This window comes from Bradyrhizobium sp. 195, assembly GCF_023101665.1.
In the GTDB taxonomy this organism is placed as follows: Bacteria; Pseudomonadota; Alphaproteobacteria; order Rhizobiales; family Xanthobacteraceae; genus Bradyrhizobium.
This window is the reverse complement of record NZ_CP082161.1, coordinates 6,830,888-6,846,847: the sequence shown is the minus strand read 5'-3', so window position 1 is coordinate 6,846,847 and position 15,960 is coordinate 6,830,888. Positions and strand designations below refer to the sequence as shown.

Genomic DNA, 15,960 nt, shown 5'->3' with positions numbered 1-15,960 from the left:
ATGTGGAGGAGTCGTGACGCTCGCGCAGATGCGTAATCGCGCGAGCGCTCAACGCGCGCTGGCACGATCCAGCATCGATCGATGCGCTCAGCCTTCCGCGACGGCGTCGGCCCAGGGCTGAAAGATCTCGACCGCGCCGGAATTGACGTCGCCTTCGCGCATCACCACGCTCGGGCAGGCGAATTTCTGCGGCAACGTCTGCACCTGGGTCTCTTCATAGTCGAAGCGCGCGGCCAGTGTCTTGCGCACGTCCTCCGGCAGTCGGGCGTCTGCGATCACGATCGCGCCTTCGCTGGCGTCGATGCGCGGCTGGTGGATGGCGGCATCGAGATCCATGCCGAAATCCATCGCAAAGGAGACGAGCTGCATCACCGAGGGCAGAATACGGCGGCCGCCGGAGGCGCCGACGGCGAGGCGTTTGCCATCCTTCGTCTCGGCGATGACGGGCGTGTAGTTGCAAAGGCAGCGCTTGCCGGGGGCGAGCGAGTTGGTGGTTCCCGGTGTCGGGTCGAACCACATGATGCCGTTGTTCATGGTGATGCCGGTGTGCGGCGTCACATAGCGCGAGCCGAAGGACGACAGCAGTGTCTGCGTCACGGCCGCGATGTTGCCGTGACGATCGACCACCGAGAAATGCGTGGTGCAGGCCGGCGCCAGATATTCGGCGCCGAGCGAGCGCTTGCCGTCGGCATCGCCCATGTCCTTGAGCCGCTCGCGGAAGGCTGCTTGCAAGGCGAGTGCATATTCGACATAGGCGGTCGCGTCCGGCGCGCTCGCCGGCTTCAGGCTCTGCTGCAACAGGCGCAGCGCATGCGCCATCGTCGGCCCCGCGGTGAGCTCCGGTGTCGCGAACACCTTGCCCTCGCGATAGGGGATCGCCAGCGGCTCGCGCAGATGAGCGCGGAATGCGGCAAGATCCTCCACCGACAGCGATCCGCCATCGGCCTTGATGTCGGATGCGATGCTCCTGGCGAGATCACCCTGGTAGAAATCGCGCGGTCCGGCCTCGGCGAGATGCGACAGCGTCGCTTTCAGCGCGTCCTGCGGCAGCCGCGTTTCGGCCTTGATGCCCCATGGCGCGCTCGGCGGCAGACCGTCTTTCAAATATGCGGCCGCGCTCGCGGGATAGCGTCTGAGATCGGCGGCCGAGCCCGAGATCGTACCCGTGGTCCACCAATCGACCAGCAGGCCCTCGCCGGCGAGCCTGGCTGCCGGTGCGACCAGATCCTTCCAAGGCATCTTTGCGTAGCGGCGATGCGCCTCTTCCATTCCGGCAACGACGCCGGGGACGGCAATCGAGCCGGGGCCATGGATGTTGCGATCATCCTTCACCCGCGGCCAGGGGAAGAGATCGGAAGCAGCGCCTTCGCCGCTGAGCGGATAGTCGGCAGCGCGCAGGCTCTGCGGCGCGCACATACCGTAATCAATCACCTCGGTGCGATTTTCCTTGGCGCGGTAGAGCACCATCGCACCGCCGCCGCCGATGCCGCTGTTCCAGGGCTCCAGCACGTTCAGCGCCATGGTGGTTGCCACGATCGCATCCACGCAGTCGCCGCCCGCCGCCAACACCTGCGCCCCCACTTCGGCCGCCCGCCGCGATTGCGAGGCGACGATGCCGCCCTTGGACGTGACGGCGGGCTTGCGGATGGTTTGGTTGAGGCTGAACTGATGAGGCATGATGTCGTCTTGTGTGCTGCGTTGACGGCGAGGCCCCGCATTGGCGGAGCGCGCGGACAATGGCACATTGCCGACAACGAGAACATCGATAGCAAAGACCGACATGGCTGGTGTGAGACAGACGCGGGATGGCGCGAGGTGGCTGCCGCCTGCCCAACTCGCCGGGCCGGCAGGGCTATCGCATATGACTTGTGGCGACAGCCTGCGCGCACGCCTCGTCCTTCGAGACGGCGCTTACGCGCCTCCTCAGGATGAGAGCTAAGCGGCACCGGTATTCGTTGCAACTGCTGCCGCGCACTCCGTCCTCATCCTGAGGCGGGCGTCTCGAAGGATGGCCGCAGGGATAAGCTCTCAAATGCGATAGCCGTAGATGGCCGGGACAAGCCCGGCCATGACGAAGGAGATCGCTGGAAAGCGCCGAGGCCGCCGCGCTCAGAGCCCGCGGTTCAGCCGGCTGGCCTGATACTTGGCGCGCCATTTTGGGCCAGGCCCGCGCATATAGTGAAGCTCGGGACGGTAGGGGTTGCCCGCAACCCTGACCAGGGTCTGCCATTTGGCGGCGACGAAGTTCAGGGGCTGGCGGAACAGGCTCAGTGAAGCGATCGACATGGCATCACCTCAATGCGGCTTGCCGAGCATGGCGGTGAAGGGCAGATCGAAAATCTCTTCGCCGTCGTCGTCGCTGACATGGATCACCCAGTCGCGCCAGTCTTCGTTGCTCGGCGTCAGGATCATCGACCGCATGATCTGAGAGGCACGGTCGCGCGCCTCGGTGAGATTGGACACGGCGGCGCCGTAGCGGTCGATCAGGGTGCCCTCGGTGTTGGAGCAGTGAAAATAGACCTGGACCATATCCGCCTCCTGATGGGAGCAACTGGGATGGCAAATCGATACCACCCGGAGCCTTCGCGAAACATTCGGGTCGAACCCGGTAAGGGAATTTACGGATATTGGTCGGCCCAAAGGTCGTTACAGGTTTAATCACAGGCGGGTGATGTTGAGCTGGACGGCATTTTCCCGGCATGGAACACCTTTTCGCGGGAAGTCCGGGGGGCCGCCGTGAGCTATTTCACATCCGAGCGCGAACGCCGAAGGCTGCGCGCATGTGCGGGGGCCTTGGCGTGGGTTTTGGCGGCCCTGCCTGGGCTCATCTCGGTGGCGTCATCGGAGCCGCTCCGCCGCAGCGGCTATGCGATCGGCGCGGAAACCTGCGGCAACGGTGATCTCGCTTTTCCCAGGATCCAGATCGACATGAAGGCTGGATTTTGCGCCGGGCTCGTCGCCAGCGAAGCGGATGGCCTCAAGTTTCCACGCGCGATCGTCCAGGTGCCGGGCCGCGACCTGTTTGTGGTGGCCGACATGGGCGGCTGGGGCCACACCGACGGAAGGCTGCTGCTGCTCGATCCGCGCGCGCCCCAGGGCGGGCGGTTCAAGGAGCTTCTCGCGGGGATCGAATATCCGTTCGGCCTCGCGATCGGTCCGGACAGGAGGCTCTACGCCTCGACCGCCGAGACGATCTTCCGGTTCGATCCGCTCGCCGACAATCCGCGCGCCACCGTCGAGACCATCATCCGTCACATGCCCGGGCGCCGGATCGCGCTGCCCGACGGCACCCGGATCGAGGAGAGCGCGCATCCGCTCAAGCCGTTCGTCTTCGACAGAAACGGGCGGCTGTTCGTCAACATCGGCTCGCACAGCGACGACTGCATCACACCGGCGCCGATCACAAAACCCTGCGCGGCGGCCGAAGGCGCTTCCGCCTTGGCATCGATCTGGCTGTTCGTGCCGCCTGCGGGCAGCGTCTTCCCGGCGCTGAAGCCTGGCGACACCGATCCGCCGCACACCGTCTATGCGCGCGGCTTGCGCAACTCGATGGCGCTGGCGCTGCATCCGAATTTCCCCGATGCCGGCTACGCCTTCCTGCAGGGCGAGAACAGCCGTGACTTGCCTGATATCTTCAAGCCGAATGAGGAGATCAACGCAATCGAGCAGGGCAGGCATTACGGCTGGCCCTATTGCTACGACGTGTCGACGCCGAGCCCCGAATTCAGAAACGTGCTGCAGGGCGGGGTCTACAAGTCGCTCTGCACGGCAGGTGCGCTCTACAAGCCCCCGCTCTCGCTGCTGCCGCCACACGGTGCGCCGCTCGCGATGCTGTATTATCGCGGCACGAAATTCCCGGAGCTGGAGGGCAAGCTGCTGGTCGGCCTGCACGGCTATCGTCCGACCGGAAGCCGCCTGCTGGTCTACGACGTCGATGACCACGGCTTCCCCAGGCCTGTCACGGCGCCGGTGCGCTACCACGTCAGCTGCGCGGCCGAGCCGACGCGCAGCTTTCAGACCGACGCCGGCGAGGTGGCTGCCGCGCCGTTCGATGAGCTGATCGCGGGCTGGTATCGCGTCAACGGCGCCCGGCCCCAAGGCGCGCCGGTCGGCATGGCGGTCGCGGAGGACGGCGCCATCTGGCTGGTCGAGGACAAGAACCAGACCGTGATCCGCATCGATCGCGCCACGGGTGATCCTCAACCGTCGCTGCCCTGCGACATGCGCAGCCAGGCGATGATCGACCAGCTCGTGGCCTTCGTTGCCAGGGATGTGCAGAACAGCGTCCGGCTGACGACGTTACGCAAAGGGCTCGTCGAGAAGCATTGCGCCGGCTGCCATTCCGATTTCGGTTTGAGGGAAGGCCAATCGGAGATTGAGAGGGACGTGGCGGTGCTCCGCTTCATGCTCTCCCAGGACGGCTGGATCTATCCGGGCGATCCCTATGCCGGCAAGCTGCGCATGCGCCTGCGCGGCCTCGGCGCGGAGAAGCTGATGCCGCCGGGCGGCGAGAGCCTGCCGAAGACCGACCCTGGTTACTCGCGCCTGCTCGACACAATGGATTTGTTCGTCGCGAAAATGGTCCCGGGTACACGGATGCGGATCAAGCCCGGCCCGCCGCAGCGCAGGTTCTTTGGCAAAACGAACAAGGAATGCGGCGAAATACCGGCTGCGAAGGTCGTTGTCGTGACACAAAGGAGCGCTGTAGACAGACCCGGCTTCAGCCGATTCTTCCGGCCGGCCGATCCCTACCTGAATGGCGAGTGTAGCGACGGCGATGGCTATTACATCCGGCAGGAATTTCTGGTGCCTGTGCAGTAGCGTCCTCCTCGTCGTTGCGACGGCGTCCGCCCAGGCGGAAACGAAGTTGTACGAAAGCGTGCAGGTGACGCCTGCCGGCGAATATACCTTCGGCATCGAGGGCCCGGCTTCGGACCTCGACGGCAATCTGTTCGTGGTCAATCTCGGCAAGCCCGGCACCATCGGCAGGCTGCCTGCGGGCGGTGCGGCGTCGGAGCCATTCACGGCGCTGCCCGAGGGCAGTGTCGGCAACGCCATCCGCTTCGATGGCGGCGGCACCATGTTCATCGCCGACTACAAGAAGCACAACATCTTCGCGATTCCAAAGGGGGCAACCGAGCCGGGCATCTGGTTTCACTCCGACGAGATGAACCAGCCCAACGACATCACGATCGCCCGCGACGGCACGATCTATGCGAGCGATCCGAACTGGAAGGGCAGGGAAGGTCACGTCTGGCGGATTGCGAAAGCCGCCGACGGCACCGTGCGGGGACAAGTGATGTCGGCGCCGCGCGCGATGGGCACCACCAACGGTATCGATCTCAGCCCCGACGGCAAGACGCTCTATGTCGGGGAATCCAGCAACGGCCAGATCTGGTCCTATGCGATCAACGGCGATGAGCTGACGGCTGCAAAGCTGGTCAAGGCGTTTCAGCCCGACACCGTCGACGGGCTGCGCACCGATATTGCCGGCCGTCTCTATGTCGCGCGCATTCTCAAAGGGACCATTGCGCTGATGAAGCCCAATGGCGCGGTCGAGCGGGAGATCGCGCTGAAGGGGAAGGAGCCGACCAACCTCGCCTTCGGCGGCGGCGACGGCAAGACCGTCTTCGTCACCCAGCGTCAGGGCGGCTTCATCGAGTCCTTCCGCACCGATCAGCAGGGCCGCGAGCACTGTCTCCAGCGCGGGCGCTGCTGAGCAATGGCTTTAGGTTGAAACGATTGCCGCGGGTGGTTCACCTCTCCCGCTTGCGGGAGAGGTCGTGCCCCGGGCGATGCGAAGCATCGTCCCGCGCGCGGGTGAGGGCTCTCTCCTCTTGGGGATTGTCCCATTGCGGAAACACCCTCTCCCCAACCCTCTCCCCAAGCGGGAGAGGGAGTGCACCTCGCTCGTTGCAGCGATCAAGCCTCACGCGACAGGTGCGGCATTCTTCTTGCTTGCATCCGACCGCCGCAGCGATCAAGACTCTGTGGCACCGTCGAAGCGATCACGGAGTGTTTGAGTGAAAGCCGTCCATACCGAACTGCACCGCAGCCATGATCCGCAATTCTTCCTGGTCCGCGGCGTCGTCAAGCGTACCACCGAGCAGCCCGAGCGCGCCGACCGCCTGCTCAAGGGCTTGAAGGACGGCAGGCACCAGCTGGTCGAGCCGACCACGTTCGGGCAAGGGCCGCGCGCACGGATTCACAGTCCGGAATATCTGTCGTTCCTGAGCGAAGCCTGGGACGCCTGGACCGCGCTCGGCGATTCCGGTCCGGAGATGATCGGCAACATTCATCCCGTGCGTCATGCTGCCACCTATCCAACCCACATCGTCGGCAAGCTCGGCTGGCACACCGCCGACACTGCAGCGCCGATCGGTCCGGGCACCTGGGCTGCGGCCTGTGCCGCGACGGACGTTGCGGTCACCGCCGCGCAAATGGTGATGGACGGCGAGGATGCCGTCTATGCGCTCTGCCGTCCGCCCGGTCATCACGCCTATCGCGACATGGCCGGCGGCTTCTGCTTCCTCAACAACAGCGCGATTGCCGCGGCGCATCTGCGGCAGAAGCACGAGCGCGTCGTGATCCTCGACGTCGACGTCCATCACGGCAACGGCACGCAAGGCATTTTCTACGCCCGGCCCGACGTCTACACGATATCGATCCATGCCGATCCGATCGCTTATTATCCATACGTGTGGGGCTATGCCCATGAGCGCGGCGAAGGACCCGGCCTCGGCACCAATCTCAACATCCCCCTGGCGATCGGCACCGGTGACGATGGCTACATGCAGGCGATGGAGGTCGCGCGCAAGGCGATCGAGTCGTTCGCGTCCGGCGCGCTCGTCATCGCGCTTGGCCTCGACGCGTCCGAGCATGACCCCCTCAAGGGACTGGCCGTCACCACGCCCGGCTTCCGCCGCATCGGCCAGGCCATCGCGAAGATGGGCTTGCCGACCGTGTTCGTGCAGGAGGGCGGCTATCTCTCGGATATTCTCGGCGCGAACCTGACCTCGGTGCTGGCGGGATTCGAAGAGGCGCGGTGATTTTTGCCGAATGGAACGTCATCCTTCGTCATTGCGAGCGAAGCGAGGCAATCCAGAATCTTTCCCCGGAATCAGCCTGGATTGCTTCGTCGCAAGAGCTCCTCGCAATGACGATGTGGATGCAGTGTGACCCGTAGCTAAAACATCCCGCTCGCCGCGAGCGCCTTGCGGACGTGCTGCATCTCGGACTCGTCGGCGACCATGTCGAGCATGATCGTGGTCAGGCCTTTCGCCGCGAACGTCTTCAGCTTCGCGCCGAATCTCCTCGTAGCTGCCGACGAGATAGGGGCAATCGGCCTGGAAGGTCAGGAACGGCAGCAGCCAGTAGCCGTTGTCCGCGAGCTCGGCGTTCTGTCCGGCATAGAGATGCCGCTTCCACACGGAGTCGCTGTTCTCCACGGTGAGCGCGAGCAGTTCGCGATCATCGGGGTTGTCGCGAAAGCGTAGCTTCGCGGCCTGCCGCGCCTCCTCGCGTCCTTCGCGGGCGAAGATGCCGAAATTCATGCCGGGCGAGTGGAGGCCGCGATCGAGATCGGGCGGCAGCATCTGCATCTTGATGCAGCCCGTCTCCTTCGCCACCCGCTGGGCTGCCTCGGACTGGCCTGCGATCAGGAATTCCGGAATCAGCTCCGGCGGCAGGTGTGGGCGAAGTTGCAGATGGAGGGCGCGGTAGAAGCGCCCCTCGAAATTCACCGGCCGCGGGCTTGCGAGCAACTGGCGCATCAGCTCCACGAATTCGCCGAGCCGGATATAGCGGTCGGCATGGGACTGATCGTCACCGAGGCCCTGCAAGTCGCTGACCGCCGTCCCCGTGATCATGTTGAGATAGACCTTGCGGCCGTGGAGTTGCGCAAAGGACGAGACGAATTTCGCCGCCGTGAACGGGTGCATGTAGACCGGATTGACGGCGATCAGCGGCGAAGATCGTCTCGTCGCCGCCATGATGTGTTGGGCCATCGCCCAGGGCTCGACGAACACGTCATTGCCTTCGAACAGCAGGATGCCTTCGAAGGCGTTGCGGTCGGCGAATTGCGCCACCCGCATCAGCTCGCCGACATATTTGCTGGGGTCGCGGTTGCGCGAAATCGCTGGAAAGACGCGCAGCCGCGGCCGCGTCATTCAGCCGCTTCCTGGAGTGGCCAGGCATTGCGGCTGATGGGAAGGCCACCGTTGGCACGGGAGCCGTCGGCGATTGCGAGGCGATGCGAGGGCGATGGCGAGCACAGCGAGAAGCGCCAGCCATCGGGATCGTCGGCGATATCGGGCTTGAAGCTGATCTCGATGGCCTCGCGTGACACCTGCATCGCGAAGGCGTCGAGCGGCAGATTGAGCCCAAAGCCCCTGGCCTTCAGATAGGCCTCCTTGAGCGTCCAGTAGTCGAAGAAGCGCTCGATCGCGGCCGGCTCCGGCAGTCCGCGCAGCGTTTCGACCTCCTCCGGCGCAAAGAAGCGAAGCGCGGTGGACAGCGGCGCCACCCGCCGCGACACTGTTTCGACGTCGACGCCGACGGTCTCATGCTTCGACACGACGCAAGCGACGCAGCCGTCGGCGTGAGACAGGCTGAAATGCAGCGCGGTCGAGGTGGCGGGGGCTGCGACAAACGGCCGCCCGTAGCGGCCGGCGCCAAACGACCAATCGGACGGCGCGACGTTGGGGGCGACTTTCGACAGCGCCAGGCGCAGCATGGCGTGCGCGAAAATATACTGCCGCCGATGCCGCTCGAACATGAAGCGATCGGCCCGGACCCGTTCGTCGACCGAGAGCAGCCGCCGGCACGTCTCGACCGCGCCCGGCGCGTCAATGGACTCGATCAGTCCGACAAAGAGTTCAATTCTGTCGTTCGCCATCAATTGGGCCTATTGCGTCAGGCGGAGGGAATTTCCCCGGTCCCGACGGAAGAAACAACTGAGCAAGAATCATCCAAGCAGATCGCTTCTAGCGATCCACCCGGGCGATTTCTTGTCGATTTGCAGGCCGGTTTACCGGCGCAAGCTTGTGCGAGACCCCGGCTCGACACGCGAGCGGCCCATGTCCGTAAAGTGAAGTCTGAAGATTCGTACGGCGTCCCGGCCGACGAATCTTACTTCTTCTTCTTGGCTTTCTTCCCGCCGCCCAGCACCGAAAGGCTGGCGTCGACGTCCTTCAATGCGGACTGGAGCTTCTTCTTCTCGGCACCCAGCAGCTTCAGGAGGGCCTTGCGGTCCTTGTCGCTCAACGAGGTACCCTTGGTAAATTTGATGAAACCCATAACACTCCCCCGGTTGAAAATAATCGTCCAAATCAAAACGCAGGAATAATCTTGCGCGGTGGCGCCAAATAATCAAGATGCAACTTGATCATTCACAGCTTTGGCGAGTGAACCGGTATTGGCACGGCATGTCACGCCGCCCTGCGCGCGAGCAATCGGGCGAGCGGCAAGTTGGGTTGGGCGACGGCAGCCATCAATAGCGCGACAAGATCCTTCATCCACGCGCCGACCATAGGGCCGTCCAGCAATTCGCGCTTGTAATTGCATGAGCCTGTGATGCCGGTCGGACGCTCCTTCAGCATCAGCGACAGCCAGGTCTGGTCGATCGGCAGCACCGGCTGGCCTTCGCGCGCGATGTTGCCGATCGATTCCGTCGCAAGATCCGGCAGATCGAGCGGCTGGCGCAGCGGATTTTGCAGCGTGAAATAGACCTGGAGCAGCGAGGCCGGATCAATCCCTTCCCGCTCCAGATGGTCGGCCAGGAGGTTGAACGGCAGCTCTTGCCGCGCATGGGCGTCAAGCACACTCTGGCGGACCCTCGTCAAGGCTTGCACGAACGACAGTTCGGGCGTGATTGTGGTGCGGACGATCACCGTGTTCTCGAACGGGCCGACGATGCGGTCGGTGTCCGGCTGAGCGCGATTCGCCATCGCGGTGGCGACCATGATGTCGCTGCGGCCCGTCCGGGCCAGCAGCAGGGCCTTCAGGCCGGTGAGCAGGCACATGAAGAGCGTGCTGTTGTGCTGGCCGGCGAACGTCTTGAGCCGGTCGATCAGCGCGCGCTCGAGACTAACCGGATGGTGCCCGCTGGACGCGCCCGGGGTTGATTCGCCGTCGAAGACGGGGGCCGCGCCGCGCAAATTCTCGGTCCAGTCGGCAGCCTGGCGGCGGGCGGCGTCGGTGCCGCACCACCAGCGCTGCCAGCGTGCGACGTCCGAAAAAGCCGGTGGCGGCTTCGGTAGCGGCACCGACGGATATCCGGCCAGCGCCGCATAGCGGCTCGACACTTCCTCGAACAGCACCCCGATCGACCAGCCGTCGACAACGGCGTGATGCAGCGTCAGCAGCAGGACATGATCGTCGTCGTGGAGCCGCAACAGCCGGGCGCGCAGCAGTGGTGCGCGTGTGGGATCGATCGGAACATAGGTCTCCTGTTCGATCAGGAGATCGACCTTCCTGTGCTCCAAGGCTTTGCGCCGCTTGTTGTTGTGGGGGTGACCGTCGCCGATCGTCTCGATGGTCAGGACCCGGCCAAGGGTGCCGGGTGCGGCGACGTGACCGACCGGCTCCTCGCCGTTCCAGCCGAACGCAGTCCGCAGCGATTCGTGCCGGCCCACGACATCATCGATCGCCTGCGCCAGTGCGGTCGCATCGAGCGGGCCCTGGAGACGGAAGGCGAAGGGCAGGTTGAACAGCGGCAATTCCGGGAGGTTCTGCTCGATCCGCAGCATCTGGTCCTGCGCAATCGAGAGCGTGGGCCCGCCGCTGTCGGCCGGCCTCGCATCGGTCAGGCCCGACACGCTTGCGGCAGGCTTGCGCGGCGTCTCCGCCATGGCCTGGTCGACTCGCCGGGCAAGTCTTTCGATCGTCGGTGCCTCGAAGATGGTCTTGATCGGCAGCGACACGCCGAGCGCCCGGGCGATGCGCGCCATGGCCTGGCCTGCCAGCAGCGAATGGCCGCCGAGGTCGAAGAAATTGTCGGTGACGCCGAGGCTTTCCACCTTGAGCAGGTCGATCCAGATGTCGGAGAGCACCTTTTCCGTGAAGCGCCGCGCCGGTACGGCTGCATCCGGTCCGGGCGCTTCCTGCTGCGCCGGCGCCAGCAGCGCGGTCCGATCGATCTTGCCGTGGGCATTGAGCGGAACGTGATCCAGGAACAGGAATGCGGACGGGATGGCGTGGCCAGGCAGCCGGCCCTTCAGGAATTCGCGCAGCTCGCTGGCGCTGCTCCGGCTGTCGGGCCTTGCGACGATATGGGCGATCAGCCTGACTTCGCCGCTCGCCTCGCGGCGCGGCTCGACGATGCCGGCCCGCACGCTGGGATGATCGTCAAGCGCGGTCTCGATCTCCTTGAGCTCGATACGGTAGCCGCGGACCTTGACCTGATGGTCGGCGCGGCCGAGGCATTCGATCGTGCCGTCTGCGCGGCGGCGGGCGAGGTCGCCGGTGCGGTACAGCCGGCTGCCTGCCTGGCGCGAGAACGGATCGGGCAGGAAGCGCTGCCGGCTCTGCGCGGGATCGTTGATATAGCCGCGGCCGACGCCGGCGCCGCCGATGCAGAGCTCGCCGGTCACGCCGACCGGCTGCGGCTGGAGGTTGGCATCGAGCACGTAGAGCTGGGTGTTCGGCAGCGGTGCGCCGACCGGAACGATACCGGTCGTGATCGCCGGCGCCTTGGTCAGGCGATTCAGGGAGACGTCGTCGGAACATTCCGAGGCGCCATAGGCATTGATCAGCGGCACTTTCGGGCATTGGGCGAACCAGGCCCTGCAGAGGTCGACGGGTAGCGGCTCGCCGGTCGAGATCAGCACTCGCAATCCGGCGAAGGCGCGCCGGACCTGTGCCTCGTTCATCCGTTCGACGATGACGCGCAAAAGCGATGGGACGATCTCGAGCACCGTGATGCCTTCGCGCTCGATCTCCCGCGCCAGCAGGATCGGGTCCTGCACGTTCGCGTTGTCGCAGACATGCACGCGCGCGCCGACCATGGGCCCCGCCAGGAACTGCCAGACCGAGATGACAAAGCTCTGCGGCGCGGTCTGCGCGATCACGTCCCTGGCGGAGAGACCGAGGTCGGAGACGAGCGAGGCCAGATGGTTCGACAGGCCGCGCTGCTCGATCATGACGCCCTTCGGCGCGCCGGAGGAGCCCGACGTATAGATGAGATAGGCGAGGCTGGAAGCCGCGCGCCGCGCGGCGCGGGCCGGCTTGGTCGATCCCGACGCGATCGCGTCTTCGAGTTCAGCCACCGGGATGCGCTCGACCAGCGGATCGAGCAGCGTCTCGACCATGGCGGACTGGGTCCGTCCGGTCAGCAGCATGCGGGCGCAGCTCGATCCCAGAATGGTCGTGAGGCGGGCCGGCGGCTGATCGGGATCGAGATTGAGGAAGGCCGCGCCCGCGCGCTGCACGCCGATCATCGCGGCGAGCAGATCGGGCCCGCGATCCGCAAGCAAGGCCACCACGCTCTCGGCGCCGATGCCTTCGCGCGCCAGCCAGCGCGCGATTGCCTGGCTGCGGCGGGCCAGTTCGCGATAGCTCAGGGATGCGCGCCCGTCCGACACCGCAATCGCGTTCGGCGTCTTCTTGGCCTGGCGATCAAAGCGTCCGCTCAAATTGCCGCTTGTGGTGAAATTGGCCGGCACGCCCCGGCCTGTCGCCAGCAATTGCCGGCGTTCGGTCTCCGTCAGGAGCGGCAGGCGCGAGATGCGCTGCTCCGGATTGGCGATGACGGCCTTCAGCAGGGACTTGAACTGAGCCGCCATGGCCTCGATCGTCGCGGCGTCGAACAGATCGGTGGCGTATTCGAAGAAGCCGGTGAAGCGGCCGTCGGCCTCGACCAGCTCAAGCGTGATGTCGAAGCGCGCCACCTTGGGATCGACTTCCAGCCGCCGCGTCGACAGGCCCGGGAAGCGTGCGGCCTCGATCGACGCGTTCTGGAGGATGAACATGATCCGGAACAGCGGATTGCCATCGCTCCGCCGGGCGATCTGCAGCGCGCGCAACACCTCCTCGATCGCAAGGTCCTGGTTGCGGTAGGCATCGAGCGTGACCTGCCGGACCCGCCGCAACATCTCGCCGAAGCTCGGGTCGCCGCCAAAATCGTTGCGCAGGATCAGCGTGTTGGCGAACAGCCCAATCAGGTGCTCGCTCTCGATCTGGTTGCGGTTGGCAATCAGCGATCCCGTTGCGACGTCCTCATGCGAGGAGTGGCGGAACAACAGGCATTGGAAGGCGGCGAGCAGCGTCATGAAAGGCGTGACGCCCTGGTTCTGGCTCAACGCGCGCAGCTCGGCCGACAGTGTCCTGGAGAATTCGAAATAGTGCCGGGCGCCGTGACCGCTCCAGACCTCAGGCCTTGGCCGGTCGGTCCGCAGCGGCAGCGTGGTGACGCCCTCGAGCTGGGCTCGCCAGTAGTCGAGTTGGTCCTTCGCCGCCGGCGTCTGCGCCCAGCTCTGCTGCCAGAGCGCAAAGTCGCGATATTGGAAAGCCGGCAGAGGCTGTGCCGGCACCTGCTTCCCGTGTGCGGCGGCGTAGTGGGCGGCAAGCTCCTCCCAGAACAGGCGCTGCGACCAGCCGTCGGTGACGAGGTGATGAACGTTGACCACCAGCGCATGGCTCGTCTTATCGAATGACAGCAGCGTGACCTTCAGCGGCGGCTCGCGCGCCAGGTCGAACGGATATTGCGCAAGCTTGAGCGCCTCGCGCCTGATCACTGCGGCCCGCTTGTCCGCAGCACAGGGTTTGAGCTTGACGCGCTCGAACCGCGGCGGCGATTGCAGCACGAGCTGCACCGGCTCGCCCTGACGTTCGACGACGACCGAGCGGAGCGCCTCGTGGCGCGTGCAGATCGCGGCAAGACTGGCCTGAAGCGCAGCGACGTCGATCAGGCCTTTGAGCATAGCGACTTCGACGACATTGTAATTGTAGCGCGTCGGATCGAGCCGCGAGAGCACGTACATGCGCTGCTGCTGTAACGAGAGCGGCGCCTCTGCGTCCGTCGCTCGCCGCCAGGCCGGCAGTGCCGCCTCGCGACGGCTCGCGGCGGTCTCGAGCCGGGCCGCAAGCGCGGCCACGGTGGCGCAATCGAAAATGTCCTCGAACGAGAAGTCGACGTTGAAGCGTTCGCGCAGGCGCGAGCGCATCTGCGTCACCGCGAGCGAATCCGCGCCCAGCGCGAACACGTCCTGATCGACGCCGACCTGCGGCAGCTCCAGGAGACCGGCCCAGATCGCGGCGAGCTGGCTCTCCAGCGCATTGCGCGGCAGCCGCGCCTCGTCGCCGTCTTCCGTCTTGGCGAGCAGCTCGGCCAGCGCGTTGCGCTTGACCTTGCCGCTGCCGCCCTTCGGCAGGGCTGCCACGCTGCGGATCAGGCTCGGCACCTTGTAGGCTGCGAGCCGCTTTCGTGCGAACTGGCGCAACTGGTCCGAGGTTGCCTCGGCATGCGGCCGCAGCACCACGACGGCAGCAACGTTCTCGCCGAGTTTCTCGTGCGGGACAGCGAACACGCCGGCCTCCAGCACCGCCGGATGGCTGAGCAGGACCTCTTCCACTTCGAGAGGTGAGATCTTCTGCCCGCCGCGGTTGATGACGTCCTTGATGCGCCCGACGATGAAAAGATAACCGTCGCTATCGAGATAGCCGAGGTCGCCGGTCCGAAACCAGCCGTCGCGGAACGCGGCCCCTGTCGCCGCCTCGTCATTATAATAGCCGCGGGTCATGTTCGGTCCGCGCAGCATGATCTCGCCGTGCGCGCCGCTCGCAAGCGCGCGGCCGGTCTCGTCCATGATCGCGATCTCGGGGCCGGCGGCGCGGCCGACCGATCCGACCTTGCGCAGCTCGAACGGATTGGCCGCGATCTGCGAGGCCGCTTCGGTCATGCCGTAGGTCTCGAGCACGGGAACGCCGAACGTCGCCTCCAGCCCTTGGAGGATCGTGGGCGCGAGCGAGGCCGAGGCCGAGCGGATCACGCGCAGCGACGACGACCGGGCGCGGTCCGGGTCGGATTCCGCCGCCGTCAGCAGCGCCCGATGGATGGTGGGCACGGCGGTGTACCAGGTCGGCCGCAGCTCTCGCATCCAGCCGAAGAACGACGGCGCGTCGAAGCCGTCGGTGCAGATCACGCTGGAGCCCGCGGCCAGCGCCGTCAGCAGGCCGGAGATCAAGCCATGGGCGTGAAACAGCGGCAGCACGTTGAGCAGACGATCGTGGGATGTGAGCGACAGCACGCGGCCGGCATTGGTGGCGGACAGGCACACATTGCGATGTGTCAGCGGCACCATTTTCGGACGTGCCGCCGTGCCTGATGTCAACAGGATGAACGCATCGTCGTCGCCGCGCGAGGCGCCGCCGGTCGCCGCCGGCCCGATCGTCGGCCCAACGAATGCGCAGCCGCCGAGATTGTCTTGCGGCCCCGGCACGAAATCGATCACCGCGATATCGAGTGCCGTGGCGGCCTCGCGGCTCGCCGGGGTCATGTCGGCCCGGGTCACCAGCGCCGTCAGCTTCAAGTCGCTGAAATAGCGTTGCAGCTCGTCAGCCGTCAGATCGGGATTGACGGGGACGCAGGCGCAGCTCGATGCGACCGCGATCAGCGCCAGCGCGCTGTCGGCGCCGCGCGGCAGCGCGACCGCGATCCGGTCGGCAGGGGTCACGCCGAGCCGGCGCAGCGTACGGACGAGATCCCGCGTCACCTCGCCAAGCGCGCCGTAGTTGAGGACCGGCCGGCCCGGGGCGAGCAGGGCGGGCGCCGTCGGCGACTTGCGGGCGTAGAAATAGAGAAGGCCGCCGATATCGGCGAATATCTTTGCTTCGGCTGCCGTGCCGCCTGATTCCTCCGGAGCCGGGAGTGTGACGTCCGACAATTCCGTTCCCTTTTGATGCGATTGAGCTATTCTTCCAAGAAGTTGGGGAACGCGTCCAGTCTGAGGTGAAGTTTTGGGC

At 65.6% G+C, this 15,960-nt stretch carries 9 protein-coding genes and 1 pseudogene; 3 read left to right on the top strand and 7 right to left on the bottom strand.

What is annotated here, in order from left to right; translation table 11 throughout:
• Positions 1 to 87: 87 nt before the first annotated feature.
• The 3 genes from IVB26_RS31885 to IVB26_RS31875 all read right to left on the bottom strand — a co-directional run bounded on the left by IVB26_RS31885 (position 88) and on the right by IVB26_RS31875 (position 2,529).
• Positions 88 to 1,677, bottom strand: coding sequence for a gamma-glutamyltransferase family protein (locus IVB26_RS31885; protein WP_247968981.1), 1,590 nt, complete (start codon positions 1,675 to 1,677; stop codon positions 88 to 90).
• A gap of 432 nt (positions 1,678 to 2,109) precedes the next feature.
• A complete protein-coding gene (locus IVB26_RS31880) occupies positions 2,110 to 2,286 on the bottom strand; it encodes a hypothetical protein (protein ID WP_247968980.1) in 177 nt (58 codons plus the stop codon).
• Positions 2,287 to 2,295: 9 nt separating this feature from the next.
• The gene (locus IVB26_RS31875) at positions 2,296 to 2,529 is read right to left on the bottom strand and encodes a DUF6894 family protein (RefSeq protein ID WP_094973683.1); all 234 of its coding nucleotides are present in this window, start codon (positions 2,527 to 2,529) and stop codon (positions 2,296 to 2,298) included.
• Between the two features lie 276 nt (positions 2,530 to 2,805).
• Here IVB26_RS31875 and IVB26_RS31870 point away from each other — a divergent pair, with 276 nt between their 5' ends.
• The 3 genes from IVB26_RS31870 to IVB26_RS31860 all read left to right on the top strand — a co-directional run bounded on the left by IVB26_RS31870 (position 2,806) and on the right by IVB26_RS31860 (position 7,049).
• Positions 2,806 to 4,821, top strand: a complete 2,016-nt coding sequence (locus IVB26_RS31870; protein ID WP_458309297.1) for a PQQ-dependent sugar dehydrogenase — start codon at positions 2,806 to 2,808, stop codon at positions 4,819 to 4,821.
• On the top strand, positions 4,778 to 5,719 hold the full coding sequence (locus tag IVB26_RS31865; protein ID WP_247968978.1) for an SMP-30/gluconolactonase/LRE family protein: 942 nt from the start codon (positions 4,778 to 4,780) through the stop codon (positions 5,717 to 5,719). Before IVB26_RS31870 ends, IVB26_RS31865 begins: the two co-directional genes overlap by 44 nt.
• A gap of 304 nt (positions 5,720 to 6,023) precedes the next feature.
• The gene (locus IVB26_RS31860) at positions 6,024 to 7,049 is read left to right on the top strand and encodes a histone deacetylase family protein (protein ID WP_247968977.1); all 1,026 of its coding nucleotides are present in this window, start codon (positions 6,024 to 6,026) and stop codon (positions 7,047 to 7,049) included.
• Positions 7,050 to 7,186: 137 nt separating this feature from the next.
• On the opposite strand, the pseudogene IVB26_RS31855 reads toward IVB26_RS31860, so the two are convergent.
• From IVB26_RS31855 to IVB26_RS31840, 4 genes and pseudogenes are all read right to left on the bottom strand, one after another.
• Positions 7,187 to 8,168 (bottom strand): annotated as a pseudogene (locus tag IVB26_RS31855) (LLM class flavin-dependent oxidoreductase).
• Complete coding sequence (locus IVB26_RS31850; RefSeq protein WP_247968976.1) at positions 8,165 to 8,896, bottom strand: 4'-phosphopantetheinyl transferase family protein; 732 nt, start codon at positions 8,894 to 8,896, stop codon at positions 8,165 to 8,167. Before IVB26_RS31850 ends, IVB26_RS31855 begins: the two are co-directional and overlap by 4 nt.
• Positions 8,897 to 9,129: 233 nt before the next feature.
• Positions 9,130 to 9,297, bottom strand: a complete 168-nt coding sequence (locus tag IVB26_RS31845; RefSeq protein WP_247968975.1) for a hypothetical protein — start codon at positions 9,295 to 9,297, stop codon at positions 9,130 to 9,132.
• Between the two features lie 131 nt (positions 9,298 to 9,428).
• On the bottom strand, positions 9,429 to 15,881 hold the full coding sequence (locus IVB26_RS31840) for a non-ribosomal peptide synthetase (protein WP_247968974.1): 6,453 nt from the start codon (positions 15,879 to 15,881) through the stop codon (positions 9,429 to 9,431).
• Positions 15,882 to 15,960 lie beyond the last annotated feature (79 nt).